The organism is Methanosarcina vacuolata Z-761, from assembly GCF_000969905.1.
GTDB lineage: Archaea > Halobacteriota > Methanosarcinia > Methanosarcinales > Methanosarcinaceae > Methanosarcina > Methanosarcina vacuolata.
On the sequence record NZ_CP009520.1, the window covers coordinates 2,750,674 to 2,767,846 of the forward strand.

A 17,173-nucleotide genomic window follows, 5' to 3' on the forward strand; every position below is an offset into this window, starting at 1 on the left:
ACAGGTTGAAATCCGAAATTTGATCTCGAAATTTGATATAAACTGACTACTCAAATCTGATATAAAATAACTCTACTACAAATTAGTTATCGGCAATCTGAGAATTGAATAAGAGGATAATTGGTTAACTCGATAATCCGATTCAATTAAATCCCTGCTCTCATTTAATATTTTATCCCTTACTGAGCCCATTAACAGAGATAAAACCACGTAAGAATTCCCAATTTATAAAAATAAAAGAAAATCAGGCAGGTATAATCAATAATCATTAATTGTTTTTTGCCCTGAATACGGACTTTTCTCAGAAGATTCAGGCCCAGTAGGAGGCTCAGACTCAATAATCCCAGACAATGTCCCTCTGTTCCTGATCTGCTTGAAAATCCGGTCTGCAATTTTCGGCCCAAGAAGAGCAGCCACTTTCTCAGGATCAACTCCCGCAAGCTCTGCTGAGGATCTGAAGCCTGCTTCATAGAGCTTCCTTGCCCTCACGCGCCCTATACCTCTGATATCGAGCAGACCCATAAGTTCAGGGGCTGCTCCGTAATGGATCCGCTTTTCAAGTTCTGCGGCTTCTTTTGCACCTTTGAGGTCAAGGAGCCCGGCAAGCTGAGCGGTGACATGCATTATCCATTCCGCAATATCCGCAATTGAATGAATGTCACCTTCCCCGGTGCCGAACTTTAAGCAAATCTCGTTTTCAGATTTTTCATGGACCCAGTCAAGCAGAAGGAGAGAAGTCTTGACTTCCCCAAGGAACCATTCATATTCCGTAGCATCAAAGGGACTGGGCACCTTTACAAATTCGCTCGCATGAGCCATTACATAATCGTTGATATCCTGATAATCGTGGCTCCGCATGTAAAGCAGGCGCATGTCAGGTGTGCTGCACACCAGATGAAGCAGGGTAAGCTCGCTCAGGCTCTTTGCTTCTTTCAGGCCCTTTGCAATCCGGGCGGCTGACAGGGGGTCGATATAAAGCCTTGAGACAAGCTTTCCGAAGCTTGTAGGAATAAGGGCATCGGTTTTCTCAATCATCCCTTCCTGACGCAAAAAAGTAAGGCATTCGTTCACAACCGTAGAAAGCCCGAAGTTCGAGTACTGGAAAGCGAAAAATGTTGCCTCAAGAAAATCCATGAGTTCATCATATGTACGCGCAAAACCGTTAGAGATCGTAGAGAGCACATGGGTCCTGAGAGCGTTTTCGGTTCCGAGTTTAGACCAGATATCTTCGGCATTAGCTTCGATGTAATTTTCAAAAAGGAAAACAAACTCCTTATATGATTTTGCAACAAGCACGGCTTCTCCGTATGGGTCAAGCCTCGGCCTGCCTGCCCTGCCTGCCATCTGTTTGTACTCGAGCACAGGAATAGGCTGCATTCCGTCTTCAGAGGAATAGCGCCGATAATTTCGGATAATTACTCGTCGAGCAGGCAGGTTGAGCCCGGCTGCAAGGGTAGGCGTGCTCGAAATCAACTTTATCTTTCCAGCCCTGAAACCGTCCTCCACAAGTTCTCTTAAAGGCGTTGTAAGGCCTGCGTGGTGAAAAGCCGTGCCTGAACGAATACAGGCTGCAAGGTTCGTTGAAGTATCGGTTTCACTGTTTTCAAGGATCTCGTCTGCAATTCCTGCAAGGACTTTCCTGTCTTCTGCTGAAAGGGTCTTATTAACAGTTGAAGCCGCCTTTTTTGCAAAAGCCATGCAGTTTTTTCTGCTGCTTTCGAAAACCAGGCACTGCCCATCTTTTTTGAGGGTATCCAGTGCAAGGTTCACAGCTTCGTCTTTTGTGGACTGCTCAACAGTTTTTTCCCTATCTTTGCAATAGAAGGTCCCATTAAAGAATACTCCCTCAAGAAGCTCGGTAGGCCTCCATTCACTTACTACAAGCTCGGCTTCCAGCCAGGTTGCGAGTTCGTCGGCATTCCCGACGGTTGCAGACAGTGCAAGGATCTGGCAGGAAGAGTTCATTTTCCGAAGCTTTGCAAGGGTAACCTCAAGCGTTGGGCCCCTATCCGGCGAGTCTATAAGATGCACCTCGTCTGCCACAACAACCGAAATTTCCTGCATCCAGGCAGTCTCGTTTCTGAGCAGGGAATCGGTTTTCTCGGAGGTTGCAACAATAATGTCGTTCACTCCGAGTCCCTCGTCCCGCATGTCATAGTCCCCTGTAGAGATCCCGACCCTAATTCCAAGTTCCGAAAATTCCCTAAACCGCCTGAATTTCTCTGAAGCAAGAGCTCTGAGAGGCACAATATAGAGTGCCTTTCCTCCTGCCAGGATGGACTTCAACATTGCAAGCTCGGCAAGGAGAGTCTTCCCTGAAGCTGTAGGGATTGCAGCAAGCAGATTTCTTCCTTCAAGCAGCCCTTTTTCCACAGCTTCAGCCTGAGGGGGATAAAGTTCCAGAATCCCGGAATTGAGATAAAAACGCTTTACTTCGTCGGGCAGATCGAGACTTTCTATCTTCATTGAAAATCAGAAACTCACACATTAGATAAAAAACTATTTTGGAATTGAATGCCAGTATCAAAAAAGTTGGTATCTGCAGAAACCTCTTTAAAAGTCTCTGCAAAAAACTTTAGTTTCTATTCAGAGAAACTCAACTTTTTGTATTTTTCCAACTTTTATGATTTTTTGAACATAACTTACTCAGTACTACTTATCAAATATCAGTAACCGATGCCGAATTTAATCACCTGCTGAGTAATAGTAATTTCCACTCTCTTTTTGCTCCCGGTCAAGCCTTGAACCCATATTATTCACACGCGGCCGCCTTGTTTCCTCATCCCTGCGGAAGGTTATGCCCAGGTTTTTCAAGAATCTGTTCATACCATCTTCCATGCTGAACGGACCATGCGCTTCACCGTATACCGAAGGCTTGCCTTCAAAAACCACGAGTCTCTGGCTCAGCATATCTATCATGTAAATATCGTGGTCTACGACGAGGGCTGTCTTGTTGTTGTTTTCGGCAAAGCGGTTGAGGACTTTTGTGACCATTGAACGCTGTTCAACATCCAGGTGGGCACTGGGTTCGTCCAGGATATAGAGGTCGGCTTCCTGAGTAAGGCAGGCTGCAATCGCAACTCTTTGCAGTTCTCCGCCGCTTAGTTCTGTAAGCAGGCTGTCATAGATCTTATCAAGTTGTAGTGGGTTTGAAATCTCTACCTCATAATAGCTGGTCCCAAAATGCTTTGAGATCCCGCGCAGGAAGTCCTGTACGCGCACAGGGATGTCGGCTTTAATATACTGAGGCTTGTAAGAGATTTTGACGTCTATGCCTGGATCGCCCTCATCAGGTTTGATTTCCCCTGCGAGCACTTTTACGAAAGTCGACTTTCCTATCCCATTGGGGCCCACTACTCCGAGCACCTCTCCCTCACGAAGGCTGCCACCTGTGGCTTTCAGGGAGAACCCATCTCCGAATTTCTTTGAAAAACCATTAAAGGTAACCATAGACCTTAACTGGTGGTCTTCTCTTGGAGGATGGACTTCAAACTTAATGGCCTCAGGTCGGATCCTTATATTTTCTTCATGGAGATAGCCTTTGAGATACTGGTTGATCCCCACACGTACACTCTTTGGAAGAGTAACCACACCGAAACCTGCAGGCTCTCCGTAGGCAATGTGAATGACGTCTGTGAGCATGTCCAGGATTGCAAGGTCATGCTCTACTACAAGTACAGCCCTGTCCTTTGAAATCTCCTGGATCAGGCGGGCGACGTTAATCCTCTGGTAAATGTCAAGATAAGGGCTAATTTCGTCAAAGAAGTAGAACTGAGCGTCCTTTGCCGCACATGCTGCTATTGCCACACGCTGCAGTTCTCCACCGCTCAATTCCGAGATTTTTCTGTCAACTATGCTTTTTAAATCGAGATAGTCGATAAGCTCATCAAGGACTCCTCGTTCATCGGTTTTTTCGAGCAGTTCGGAGGTTTTTCCTTTGAAAGCTTTAGGGATGAGGTCTACATACTGCGGTTTCTGGGAAACCCGGACTTTCCCGTCCACGACATCTTTAAAGTAATCATAAAGTGCAGTTCCGGCATAGTGTTCAAGCACAGTATCCCAATCGCCTGTTTTCTGTCCGAAGTTAGGGATCAAAGTTCCTGAAAGAATCTGGACGGACGTACTTTTTCCTATCCCGTTAGGGCCGAGAATCCCTGTTACTTTTCCTACCCTGGGTACAGGCAGCCCGAAGAGGGCAAAACCATTTACTCCATACCTGTGAGTGGGTTCCTTCAGAGCTTCAGGAAGCCCTATGATCATAATGGCTTTAAAAGGGCATTTATTAACGCAAATTCCACAGCCTACACAGAGTTCCTCGGAAATGACGGGTTTTCCATCCTCCTCAAAAACAATAGTTTCATCCCCTGTCCGGACCCTCGGGCAATATTTCTCGCACTCCTTACTGCACCGTCTGGGCTGACACCTATCTTTATTAAGTATAGCTATTCTCATGATAGTCCCCGAAAATTACGTTTTTCGTTAATTTGTTAAGTAGTGTTAGATAAAGCACCTGCTGTGAGTTCAAGCGTAACTGGAGCGTAGTAATATAAGTTCCATAAGTTCCTGCTATAGCAGAGAACAGTTATCACGGCAAGGCAGTTGATAATGTAATGTCCAGTATTAATGTTAAGAGGATATTGCATGTATACAGCAGTTATCTGAGAGGTATTTCGGTATACAGTTGTTGTATACAGTAGTTATCGGTTATGAAATGCCTGCTCTGGTATATGAACCGTTGGACTAACTGCATACATAAAATACCAGTCATACAGGAGTTTAATGAAATAAACGGCCAGGTAATACAGAAGCTGAGGAAATCAAAAAGGTAAAAACCTGTGATAAAAAACTGTATAAAAGGCCCTTAAATTTAAGAGAGCCTTTTTGCAATTCAGGAAATTAAATCTTAATTCAGGAGGAGAGTCCAGACTATAAGGAAAAAATCAATGACTATAAACTCTACGTAGAACCAGTCCTTGAATTTGAACTCCTTTGTACTGATCTGAAGTTGAGGATAAAGAAACTTCTGTATGAAATACGTAATTCCAATGACGATTGTAAGTACAGCATACCAGATCCTGTCTTCTCCGGTCCCGTACACGTGGAAACATAAAACTCCTGCGATTGTGCCGAGTAATGCGGCTACTACTGTCTTTACAATTCCGTCCCTATGCTCCTTTTGCTTTTCCTCAGGCGTCCTTTCCTTGATAAAAGTCTTCTTCTCTGGAGTCTCAATCTTTGCTGCAGGAACTGCTGAAGTAGCCTCTGCTATTTTTGCAGGTTCCTTTCTGGACTTTGACTTCGGATTTTGCTTACTCAACCTGTATACTCTCCTGAACGGCAATTAACATTCCCTGGATGTAATCGTAGTCAGAACCTAATCTCGGTTAAAAAATTAGACCTGAATTGTAAGATTTTAATTTGCGATAAGATATTGATTTGTACATAAGATTTTAATTTGCGGATAAGATATTGATTTGTACATAAGATATTGATTTGCATATTTGAGATCTCAGATTAAAATCATTGTATTTAAAATTATTAGAATCAAATTATATATCAGGTAATTATAATTTTTTGCTGAAATAAGATTCTTGAATTACAATACGGAATTAAATCCTTGGAGTTTAGTTTTTGATACAAGATTCTCGAAATTGAATTGTTGAAGTTACTATTAAGACTGGATTTCACAGCTTTAAATAAATTCATTACTTAAAACATTACCGATCTGATCTATAGATATCGAATCAATTCCTATCGAATTTAAATGTTTTGAAAATTTTGAAGGTCTATTCCCTCCTGGGTGATAGACAAGAGTGACTTCAGGAGAAAGTTTCCGGACCATATCTTCAAGCCCGCAAGCATCAAGATGGTCGCTTATCCTGATTGTTGGGTAAGGATAATCCATGCGGCAACTTAAGACGTATTTTTTCATGTTCCAGGGCAACTTGTCAAGGTCCCAGGGAGCAACTATAAAAACCCCGTCATCTTCTCCGGAGTCAAGCCCTACCAGTTCCCCGGCATCCTCAAGCATGCTGCGGGTAAGAGCCCTTGTCCTTGCCTCCATACAGATGGCGCCGTCATATCCAAATCCTCTTATAAGTTCAACTGCACGCTGGGCCTTTCCGAATTCATACGCTCCAAAGGCTACAGGCCCGTTTTCAAAAAGTGCAGATTTCATGCCTTCAAGGTCATCTGCAAAATGGCAGGAAGGATCAGCAGGGTCGCCATAGTTAGCTTCAGTGATAAGGACATCACAGGAAGGAAGGCTGCTTGCATCTTTGACGTCGCCTGTAACCAGAATCCTTGTCCCTACATCGTTTTTCCAGTAAAAAGCACTCGCTCCTGCGGTATGTTCCGTAGGATAAGTCTTTACCTTTGTTCCTTCAATGTCGATTTCATCCCCAAGCCTGCACATGCTGCCCGCATATTTTCTGTCGTGCCTGATTTCAAGCGCCACAGCAGTTTTTTCCGTACACACGGCATTGGGGGAGAGCATAGCCGATTTTCCGTTGTGGTCGGAATGGGCATGGGTGATCAGATAGGCATCGGGCTGAGGATGCTTTCCCAACGTCCTGGTAGTATCAATGGAAAAGGTGCGCAAATCCCCGGCATTGTCCCTGAACCGGAGAGAAATATGCGGTTTAAAAGTCCCGCGAGAATTACGCTGCCTGAGCGCCAGCACACCAAGATCAATCAGTTTTTTAGAAATCACGCAAATCCTTGAGGAGATAAGACTTAAGGTATTTAAGGTTAGGGAAATCTCGTAGACTCGTAATATGCCGACTTATATATAAATAACGGACAGTATATAAAGTTTTAACCACCGCGAAATGAACAAAATTAAATAAATTTTAGTAACTGATTTATATCAAAATCAATATTTTAAGTTATACGATTGTTTATAAAGTTTATACGAATTTTAAGCCCGGTAGTATTACGGTCAAGGTACAAAAATATGGAGTAAAGTTCAGCAAACTTAAAGCGATGGAAATACGAACTTTAAGGGCCGAAGTTTCACTTTATGGCTATCCATATACCTATAAAGTATTTATAAACTAATGATTTCACCACTTTATCAAGTTAATTTACAATTTAATAACAGAAGGCATTAATAATGATTGATATTGAACAGCAATTTTTAAATGATCTCGATAACCAGCTCTGGAGGGCCGCCGACAAACTGCGCTCTAACCTGGATGCCGCCAATTACAAACATGTGGTGTTAGGGCTGATTTTCCTTAAATACGTGTCCGATGCCTTCGAAGAGCGCCAGCAAGAACTTACTGAGCTGTTTCAAAAAGACGATGACGACAATATTTATTACCTACCCCGCGACGATTACGACAGCGATGAAGCCTACCAGCAAGCCATAGCAGACGAGCTGGAAATTGTCGATTACTACACCGAAAAAAATGTCTTTTGGGTACCTAAAACCGCTCGCTGGAACGATATGAGAAATGTGATCACTCTTCCTGCTGGCAGCGTTATTTGGCAAAATGAACAGGGCGAAGACGTTAAACTGAGATCCGTGTCATGGCTGATTGATAATGCCTTCGACGACATTGAAAAAGCCAACCCAAAACTCAAAAGCATTCTCAACCACATCAGCCAGTACCAATTGGATGCAGACAAGCTTATTGGCCTTATCAATGAATTCAGCCGTACCAGTTTTAGTAACCCCGAGTACAACGGCGAAAACCTTAACCTTAAGTCCAAAGACATTCTCGGCCATGTTTACGAATACTTTTTGGGTCAGTTTGCTCTTGCCGAAGGCAAACAGGGAGGCCAGTATTACACACCTAAATCCATCGTTACTTTGATCGTGGAAATGCTGGAGCCCTACAAAGGCCGTGTGTACGACCCTGCCATGGGCAGTGGGGGCTTTTTTGTTTCCAGTGACAAATTCATTGAAAAACACGCCAATGTAAAACATTACAATGCTTCCGAACAGAAAAAACAAATTTCGGTGTACGGGCAGGAATCCAACCCCACCACCTGGAAGCTCGCTGCCATGAACATGGTCATTCGCGGCATTGATTTTAACTTTGGCAAAAAGAACGCCGACTCTTTTTTAGACGATCAACATCCCGACCTGCGGGCCGATTTTGTCATGACCAACCCACCCTTTAATATGAAAGATTGGTGGAACGAAAAGCTGGCTGACGATGCACGCTGGACGGTTAATAACAATGGCGAAAAACGCGTCCTTACCCCACCGACGGGTAACGCCAACTTCGCATGGATGTTACACATGCTGTACCACCTGGCTCCCACAGGCAGCATGGCGCTTTTATTAGCCAACGGCTCCATGAGCAGTAACACCAATAACGAAGGTGATATCCGCAGAGCTCTCGTCGAGCTAGACCTGGTGGAATGTATGGTGGCACTACCGGGACAACTCTTTACCAACACTCAAATTCCCGCTTGTATCTGGTTTTTAACCAGGGATAAAAGTGCTAAGAACGGCAAGCGTGATCGAAACGGCCAGATGCTGTTTATCGACGCCCGTAACATGGGTTACATGAAAGACCGTGTACTGCGAGATTTCACAGATGAAGATATCCAGCAAATCGCAAATACCTTCCATAATTGGCAACAAGAATGGTCAGAGGAAAATAACCAGGCAGGATTTAGTTTTTCGGCAGATTTAGCGGCTATTAAAAAGAACGACTTTGTACTGACTCCTGGCCGCTATGTAGGTGCAGAAGCCGAGGAAGACGACGGCATCCCCTTCGCTGACAAAATGACTACACTAACCAGCCAGTTGAAAACACAATTTGAAGAAAGCGAGAAACTGGAAGCGCAGATTAAACAAAATTTGGCAGGGTTGGGTTATGATATCTAAATGGCAACATCTCTCACTTAGAGAAGCTGGAATCTCTCTAATTGATTGCGTGCACAAAACTCCAGAAGCGAAAAATGATGGATATCCATATGTAGCCATTCCCCAAATGAAAGATGGTCGAATCGATTTAAGCTCAGCCCGTAAAATTAGCCATGATGATTTTTTAGAGTGGACAATTAAAGCAAAACCAGAAGCTAATGACGTAGTTTTATCCAGAAGATGTAACCCTGGCGAATCAGCTTATGTGCCGGAAGGTGTTGAATTTGCACTTGGCCAAAATTTAGTTTTGCTTAGATCTGATGGAAAGAAGGTGCATAAGCCATATTTAAGATGGTTACTAAACAGTCCTTTCTGGTGGGCTGAAATTCAAAAATTTATGAATGTTGGCGCTATATTTACAAGTTTAAAGTGCGCAGATGTGCTTAAATTTACACTTCCAATTCCACCTCTTGATAAACAGGAAAAAATATCTGAAATACTGTATTCGATAGATACAAAAATCGAACTAAATCGCCAAATAAACCAAACCCTCGAAACCATGGCACAAGCTATTTTCAAAAGCTGGTTTGTGGATTTTGAGCCGGTGAAAGCCAAAATAGCCGCCATCGAAGTAGGTGAAGATACCGAAGGTGTAACCCGCGCCGCCATGAGTGCCATCTCCGGCAAGACCAATGAAGAGTTGGACCAACTGCAAGTCGAACAGCCAGACAATTATACTCAACTCAAAACCACCGCTGAACTATTTCCATCCACCATGCAGGATTCGGAATTCGGGGAGATTCCAGAGGGATGGACTTGGAAACGAGCTGATGAAACATGCGATATTTCAATTGGCAAGACCCCTCCACGCAAGGAATCTCAATGGTTCTCTTCATTCCCAGATGGATTAAAGTGGATTTCGATAAGAGATATGGGAGAGTGTGGAGTTTTTGTTCTCGATACATCTGAAACACTAACTCATGACGCAGTAAAAAAATTTAATGTAAAAAAGGTACCTGATAATACGCTTATCCTGAGTTTTAAATTAACCGTTGGTCGAGTTGCAATAACATCAGGTGAGATGCTTACAAATGAAGCTATTGCTCACTTTATACAAAAACTCGGAACCAATATTCCGACCAGTTTCTATTATTTGTATTTAAAACAATTTGATTACAACTCGTTGGGTAGTACATCATCAATAGCAACAGCGGTAAACTCTAAAACCATTAAAGCACTACCTATCATTAATCCATTAGAAGATGTGGTTGGTAGGTTTGACGCAATAGTCGAGCCATTATTTTCTCAAATAAAATTAGTAGAAAAACAAAATAGAGATCTTTCTCAACTCCGCGACACCTTGCTCCCCAAACTTCTTTCCGGTGAACTCTCTGTTGATGCCGCCAAGTTAGCGGAGGAATAGGGGTTAAACTATGAACGAAGACGAATTAGAACAACACTGCCTTAAATGGTTTCGTGCTAATATCTGGGAAGTGGAGTACGGCCCTGACATTGCCCCTGATTCAGACAAACCCGAACGCAGAGATTACCACGAGGTAATTTTAAAGCGTTATCTACAAGAGTCGCTGGAGAAAATTAATCCGCATCTCCCTTTTAATGCTATTGAGCAAGCCATCGCCCTTGTTTTAAAATCTGAAAGCCTCGATTTGACAACTAATAACCACGCCTTTCACCGCTTGTTACTGGAAGGTGTACCTGTCGAATATCGTAAAGATGACGAGACTATTCAAGACCGCGCTTTTTTAATCGATTTTGAAAACATTGCAAATAACCGTTTTTTGGCAGTAAATCAGTTCACCATTCAAGGAACGAAAAGACCGCGACGCCTCGATGTGGTCTGTTTTATTAATGGCTTGCCCATTGCAGTTTTAGAGCTTAAAAGCCCTGACGATGAGAACGTCGATATCTGGGATGCCTTTAATCAGCTGCAAACCTACAAGGATGAAATCAGCGACCTCTTTGTGTTTAACGAAGCATTGGTGGTGAGTGATGGTTATAATGCCCGTATCGGTGCGCTAACGGCAAACCAGGAGCGCTTTTCACCCTGGCGTGCTGTCAAGAATGAAGATGATAAACCACTGCTGGAATGGCAGCTGGAAACCCTGGTGCGGGGTTTTTTCGACCGCGAAATGTTGCTTGATTACATCCGCTTTTTTGTGCTTTTTGAAAACGATGGTGGAGCAATCATCAAAAAAATCGCAGGTTATCACCAGTTCCATGCTGTGCGAGAAGCGGTAAAAGCCACAATCATTGCTGCACAGGAACCAAAAGGCGTGGCAGAAAAGCGTGCAAAATACGGTGATGAGGTGGTGCCCGGCAGCAAAAAGGCTGGTGTTGTGTGGCATACCCAGGGTTCGGGTAAGAGTATCTCTATGTGTTGTTATGCCGGTAAGCTATTGCAGCAACCTGAAATGAATAACCCTACCTTATTAGTCGTAACAGATCGCAACGATCTGGACGGCCAACTTTTCCAAACATTCTCCAATGCCCAGGAGTTATTTAAACAAACACCGGTGCAGGTTAATAATCGAGATGAACTTCGCCAGTTGCTCTCTGAACGGGAATCAGGCGGCATTATTTTTACCACGGTACAAAAGTTCTCACCTTTAGATGGCGAAAGTGCCTACCCGGTCTTAAACGACCGCCATAATATTGTGGTCATTTCCGATGAGGCACACCGCAGCCAATATGGCCAAAAAGGTCACTTTGTAAAAGTGAAAGATAAAGACAAAAATGTAATAGGTGACAAACTTGTATTCGGCTTTTCCCAATACATGCGTGACGCCTTGCCCAATGCCTCGTTTATTGGTTTTACAGGTACACCGATTGCTCTTGAAGACAAAGACACCCGCGCAGTATTTGGTAATTATGTTTCTATTTACGATATTCAAGATGCCGTTGAAGATGGCGCAACTGTGCCTATTTATTATGAATCCCGCCTGGCCAGGCTTGATTTAAACCACGCTGAAATCGAAGCTTTGTCTGCTCAAGTTGAAGAAGTGGTGGAAGACGAAGAAGATGTGTCTAACCGCGAGAAAACCAAAGGAGAATGGAGCCGTTTAGAAAAACTGGTGGGGGCTGAACCGCGCATTCAGCAAGTAGCTGTCGATCTGGTTGAACATTTTGAAACACGCACAGCGTTGATAGATGGCAAAGCCATGATTGTGGCCATGAGCCGCGATATTTGCGTTCATTTATATGATGCCATTGTGGAATTGCGTCCTGATTGGCACGATACTGATCCCAGCAAAGGCGCGATTAAAATTGTGATGACCGGTTCGGCATCTGAGCGCAAATTGTTACAGCCGCACATCTATACCAGACAAACTAAGAAAAAATTGGAGAAGCGTTTTAAAGATAATAACGATCCTCTCAAGCTGGTGATTGTGCGGGATATGTGGCTCACCGGTTTTGATGTGCCCTGTTGTCATACCATGTATATCGACAAACCGATGAAAGGCCACAACCTGATGCAGGCCATTGCACGGGTAAACCGGGTATTTAAAGATAAACAAGGTGGCGTGGTAGTGGATTACATTGGCATTGCCAGTGAATTAAAGCAAGCACTGAAAACCTATACTGACGCCAAAGGGAGAGGCGAGCCCACGCTACGCGCCGAAGAAGCGTTTTCGGTGTTGTCGGTAAAAATGGATGTGGTGCGTGGGCTTTTCCATGGTTTTGATTACAGTGACTTTATAGACCAATCTTACAAATTGCTGGTGCCAGCATCGAACCACATATTGGGGCTTGATGACGGTAAAAAACGCTTTTTAGATGCAGTGCTGGCGATTAACAAAGCATATTCATTGTGCGGCACCCTGGATGAAGCAAAAGAACTACGTGCTGAGATCGCTTTTTTTTCGGCCATTAAAACCGCCATTAGTAAGTTCACCTCTGTCGATAAAAAGCTCACCGAGGATGAAAAAAATTCAGTTCTCAAGCAGATCCTGGATAATGCCGTGATTGCCGAAGGTGTTGTCGATGTGTTCAAGCTGGCCGGGTTAGAGAAACCTAATATTGGTCTGCTGTCGGATGAGTTTTTAGAAGATGTTCGGCAGATGCCCTATCATAATCTGGCAGTAGAGCTGCTAGAAAAATTGCTGAAAGACAACATAAAATCGAAAACCAGTAATAACGTGGTGCAGGAGAAGAAATACAGCGATCGTTTGCAGGAAACCCTGCGTAAGTACAATAACCGTGCAATTGAGACTTCCCAGGTGATTGAAGAACTGATTCAAATGGCTAAAGAGTTTCAAGAGGCACTCAAACGCAATGATGAACTTGGCTTGCAACCGGATGAAGTGGCTTTTTATGATGCCTTAGCGAATAACGAAAGCGCCGTTCGTGAGTTAGGTGATGAAACTCTCAAAAAGATTGCTGTAGAAATTACCGCGAAACTGCGTAAATCCACTACAGTAGATTGGCAGGTGCGCGATAGTGTAAGAGCCAGATTGCGTATTCTTGTCCGCCGTACATTGCAACGCTACAAGTATCCGCCGGACAAGGCAACAGATGCCATTGAATTAGTGTTGAAGCAAGCTGAAGCACTTTCAAATTCATGGACAAATTAATGGATCCTGAAACTGGTAACAACGGCTACTTAACTACCGAAAAACGAAATTTAAGCTCGCAGGTTCTGGAGTTCAACACGTTGTGACTATCCCCTTACAAAAAATTCATGTTCCGAATTAAGAGAATAACTGAATAAAATAAAAGGAAAACTGAAATAAATTATCTAAGCTACCTGAAAGATTAGCTGAAAAAATTAAAGTCTATTTGATCCTGATTAAATCAAAAGATCTTCTTGAAATGCAGATCTCAATTATACTTTCAAGTTTTCTCACTTCCCCTAAGTATAAACTTACTCAAATACAAGATTTAAGCTGGAGATCAGATCGCAGAAGCTCTTTAGAGTTTCCTTGAAGAAGTACTCACAAATGAAAATGCACTGATTGAAGAAATATAAAACTCTTCTGCACCTCAAGAAGAAAAAGAAGAATCAAAAACCAGTGTCTCGAAAATGAGATCAGTTCTCGATAAAGTCAAGAAACCCATAAAGTCATTTGGGAAAAATGTCACAAACGAAATTCTCGTGGGTTACGCCGCTGAAGAAATCGTGAAACTTGTTTTCCAGTTAGTATTGACAGCAACTTCCACAGCAACTCTGGGAGTCCCAATTACTCCACAGATTATAAATCTCTTAAAAAAGTAACAAAAAAAGTTAATAAATAAGAAATCCTCTTAAAAAGCGGATCTCAATTATGTTTTCAGGGTTTCCTACTTTCTCCAGGCATAAGCCTTCTCCAGTAGAAGATTTAAGCCGGAAATCAGATCGCGAGAACGCGAAAGATTCAACGCCTTTGCGGTTTAATCTCCAGTGAAACGCCTTGTAGCGTATTTTATCCAGTTCAAATTCAGGCAGGGGATTCCTTGGTTATGATATAAGCAACCATTTCAGGGTTAAGCATATTTTCCCTTGAAATCTTTGCTTCGATATCCTCAGTGGATATACCTTCAGATCTCATTTCCTTTATTTTTTCAGTCACTGAGGACGGAATCGTGTAATACTCGTTTATATCTTTCCTGTGGCCCCAGACGTCGCCTTCAATGAGTTGGATTCTCTGCATCTCAAGGAACATTTCTATGGATTTTGAAACTGTAGCCATATAGGATTTCGGCAACTGAATTACCTCAATTTTTGGGCAGGTCTCAACCAGGCCCAAAACGTCCTTGTTCGATGGCCTGAAGGCCAGGTGAACAACGCGCTCATTCGGATTAAGTGTAAAGATTTCTTCTCTGGAACTAACCACTCGGATCTTCATGTTTTTTCTCATCTCACTTTAAATTTTTTTACGTTTTTACATTGATATAATTAAGATATACTGACTATAAATATTTATCCCATTGAACTAACATTATTTAGATAGTATTAGAGATTTTTGATTCAAGAAACATTTCTTTAATCAAAATACTCTAGTTTACTCATATAATTATTTTATATTAACTTATTAAATTATTATGATATTTACAGAATTTCATAATTTTTCAAACAAAAATCTCAGGGACTCACTTCCCGCAGCAAAATTCGGTACATGCATAGTTTCCCTGCTATTGTTTTTTAATTTAATATGAACCTGCGGGGATTATATGAAAAAGTTAAGAACAGATACATGGTTTTAATTTAAAAACCAAAAAATGAGAACATTAAATCCTATCAATTTTCCACCCACATACTATAATATTAGGATGAGTTTTAAAGTACTATTAATAAATATGCTCAGTTTTAAAACAAATACTAAAGAATCCGGCAACAAGACTTATTCTATTTTAGGGATATAGAAAAAGCTCAAATCAAAGTTGCGCTGGTGCGCCTCGCTGCAGGCAACGGGGTATGTTCGCGCCCTCGCTCCAAATTCGACTGAAATAAACAGATAAAAAGGATATGGAAAAAGATAGCCCCAGGTTTCTGGAACCCCGGGCGGTCTTTGTCAGAAAAACTGAGGGTCAGAGGATCTTATCGAGTTCCGACGCCAGTACACTACCCTGGGTAACTCCCATGAAGCGCTTTACCTCAATCCCATCTTTCTGGATAATCAGCGTTGGGACAGCATGTATGCCATATTTGGAGGCCATTTCCTGGTTTTCATCTACATCTACAACTTTGAACTCAACCTTATCCCCGTACTTTTTTTCAAGCTCTTCAAGAATAGGTTTTTGCATCCTGCAAGGTCCACACCATGTTGCGGAAAAGTCCAATAACATTGGTTTCATAAAATCACCTTTATATTTTGAAACGTCTGGGAATTTCTCTATTTTGTTTAATCCATTCCGGGAAGCATACAGAAGAGTCGTACATACACTGCCTAAAGGCCTGTACGACAAAGCTGCCGGAAACCCAATCCTGATGATAGGCGACATGAAAGCTGGATTTACCAAATACAGGGTCGGGACTCAATAATTGTATATTATCTTCGATGATGAGAAATAATTCCAAATATCCAATTATTTATTCCTGCTTCATTCTCTCTACCGATAATAAATCCACAGGCCCTACCCTGGAATCCCCAGGTGAATTATTTCCATATCGAAGTGGAATAGTCTTATATTGATCGCTGCATTTATATTTCTATCGTGTAAGATCCCAAAAAGGATCAAATCAATACTATCCGTTAGAAACCAAATTCTAATTGAGATAGTAGCAAATATGTACACGATTGGGATAATGGCTTAAAAGTGCCAATTTGCAAGTATTTTTTCCAATACCAGAGAGCTCTATATTCCAATCGGGAGATAAAGCTGCTCATGAAGCATCACTTATTGCCTACGTAAGTTTGTGGTTTTCTTCGGATTATTCATAATACTGTGTTTATTTGTAGAGCTCATCCCAAAACCAATTTTATTCCCACATCAATAAGAGTTTCAGAATTATTTTTCAGGACCAGAAGTTCTTATTGATAATCCAGAATACAACATTAAGAGAAGCAATTTTGCGTTTTGGGATCAGCTCGTATAATACTGAATTTATATACTGCGTTTCTATAGCTAGTGTCATGAAAATGTAATTATTGAGCAAACCTTTGATAGCTTTCCATCAACAGATAGCGATTCAGAGTTAACATGTGACCAATAACTAAATTTTCAAGATACTAGCTTATTGGATAGGAATTAAAGCTATTAAGGTGTTAATACAAAACTGAACCTATTTTTTAGCTAGTAAGCTGAACCTATTTTTTAGCTAGTAAGTACAAATTCCCCAAAGTTATTATTAATAAGGAATAGATATTCTATTACTATTATATAATATATAATTATATTTATACTTGTACTCATGTCAATTAAAGTTGAACATTTTATCCCAAATAAAAAGGAGAAAAATGAATCATTTCTAAAAATAACTGCCACGGGTACATTACAGGATTGGGGAGGTTGATGAGGAATTTAATCAGATTGTATCCTGATTTTAAAAATCATCTCCTCCAGTATGCAGAACGAGTATTAAGAATATGAAGCGAATATGAAGCAAAAAAATATAAAAAGAATATCGTAAAATCATGGAGGTAAATACAATGGGTGGAGGATTTGGAGTATTTGGAAGAGGAAGAGGATTTGATGGTTGCGGCGGCGGTTTTGGAGGCTTTGGAGGCTGTGGTGGATTTGACGGTTGCGGTTTTGGTGGCCGCTTTGACTGTGATGATGGATTCAGAAGGCGTCGCGGCGGCCGCAGAAGAGGATGTGGTCGTGACTTCGACTGGGACTGCTAATAATAACGACCGAGTCTGAAAAAATTACTAAGTATGAAGGGAAAAAGCATAATAGCTATCTTTTCAC

At 42.0% G+C, this 17,173-nt stretch carries 12 protein-coding genes; 6 read left to right on the forward strand and 6 right to left on the reverse strand.

The window, feature by feature from the left end:
- Positions 1 to 258: 258 nt before the first annotated feature.
- The 4 genes from MSVAZ_RS11385 to MSVAZ_RS11400 all read right to left on the reverse strand — a co-directional run bounded on the left by MSVAZ_RS11385 (position 259) and on the right by MSVAZ_RS11400 (position 6,712).
- A complete protein-coding gene (locus MSVAZ_RS11385; protein ID WP_048121068.1) occupies positions 259 to 2,466 on the reverse strand; it encodes an ATP-dependent DNA helicase in 2,208 nt (735 codons plus the stop codon).
- 219 nt (positions 2,467 to 2,685) lie between these two features.
- A complete protein-coding gene (locus MSVAZ_RS11390; RefSeq protein ID WP_048121071.1) occupies positions 2,686 to 4,452 on the reverse strand; it encodes a ribosome biogenesis/translation initiation ATPase RLI in 1,767 nt (588 codons plus the stop codon).
- A 451-nt stretch (positions 4,453 to 4,903) separates the two neighbouring features.
- A complete protein-coding gene (locus MSVAZ_RS11395) occupies positions 4,904 to 5,317 on the reverse strand; it encodes an EMC6-like membrane protein (protein WP_231592205.1) in 414 nt (137 codons plus the stop codon).
- 375 nt (positions 5,318 to 5,692) lie between these two features.
- Entirely contained in the window at positions 5,693 to 6,712 is a 1,020-nt protein-coding gene (locus tag MSVAZ_RS11400; RefSeq protein ID WP_048121075.1) for an MBL fold metallo-hydrolase, read from the reverse strand.
- Positions 6,713 to 7,114: 402 nt separating this feature from the next.
- Between MSVAZ_RS11400 and MSVAZ_RS11405 the strand changes: the two genes are divergently transcribed.
- From MSVAZ_RS11405 to MSVAZ_RS11420, 4 genes are all read left to right on the forward strand, one after another.
- Positions 7,115 to 8,845 (forward strand): class I SAM-dependent DNA methyltransferase, encoded by a 1,731-nt coding sequence (locus tag MSVAZ_RS11405; protein ID WP_048121077.1) that lies wholly within the window; start codon positions 7,115 to 7,117, stop codon positions 8,843 to 8,845.
- The gene (locus tag MSVAZ_RS11410) at positions 8,835 to 10,247 is read left to right on the forward strand and encodes a restriction endonuclease subunit S (RefSeq protein WP_048121079.1); all 1,413 of its coding nucleotides are present in this window, start codon (positions 8,835 to 8,837) and stop codon (positions 10,245 to 10,247) included. The genes MSVAZ_RS11405 and MSVAZ_RS11410 overlap by 11 nt, the downstream gene beginning before the upstream one ends.
- A 10-nt stretch (positions 10,248 to 10,257) precedes the next feature.
- Positions 10,258 to 13,416: a type I restriction endonuclease subunit R gene (locus tag MSVAZ_RS11415; RefSeq protein WP_048121080.1), complete on the forward strand. Its 3,159-nt coding sequence runs from the start codon at positions 10,258 to 10,260 to the stop codon at positions 13,414 to 13,416.
- 449 nt (positions 13,417 to 13,865) lie between these two features.
- Complete coding sequence (locus MSVAZ_RS11420) at positions 13,866 to 14,057, forward strand: hypothetical protein (RefSeq protein WP_048121081.1); 192 nt, start codon at positions 13,866 to 13,868, stop codon at positions 14,055 to 14,057.
- A 202-nt stretch (positions 14,058 to 14,259) separates the two neighbouring features.
- Here MSVAZ_RS11420 and MSVAZ_RS11425 read toward each other — a convergent pair whose 3' ends face one another.
- Together MSVAZ_RS11425 and trxA are read right to left on the reverse strand one after the other, a co-directional pair.
- Entirely contained in the window at positions 14,260 to 14,667 is a 408-nt protein-coding gene (locus tag MSVAZ_RS11425; protein ID WP_048121083.1) for a DUF1699 family protein, read from the reverse strand.
- A gap of 682 nt (positions 14,668 to 15,349) precedes the next feature.
- A complete protein-coding gene (gene trxA, locus MSVAZ_RS11430; protein WP_048123938.1) occupies positions 15,350 to 15,616 on the reverse strand; it encodes a thioredoxin in 267 nt (88 codons plus the stop codon).
- A gap of 43 nt (positions 15,617 to 15,659) precedes the next feature.
- Between trxA and MSVAZ_RS20390 the strand changes: the two genes are divergently transcribed.
- Together MSVAZ_RS20390 and MSVAZ_RS11435 are read left to right on the forward strand one after the other, a co-directional pair.
- Positions 15,660 to 15,803 (forward strand): hypothetical protein, encoded by a 144-nt coding sequence (locus MSVAZ_RS20390; protein ID WP_157206079.1) that lies wholly within the window; start codon positions 15,660 to 15,662, stop codon positions 15,801 to 15,803.
- A 1,108-nt stretch (positions 15,804 to 16,911) separates the two neighbouring features.
- Positions 16,912 to 17,106, forward strand: coding sequence for a hypothetical protein (locus tag MSVAZ_RS11435; protein ID WP_156151064.1), 195 nt, complete (start codon positions 16,912 to 16,914; stop codon positions 17,104 to 17,106).
- Positions 17,107 to 17,173: the final 67 nt, after the last annotated feature.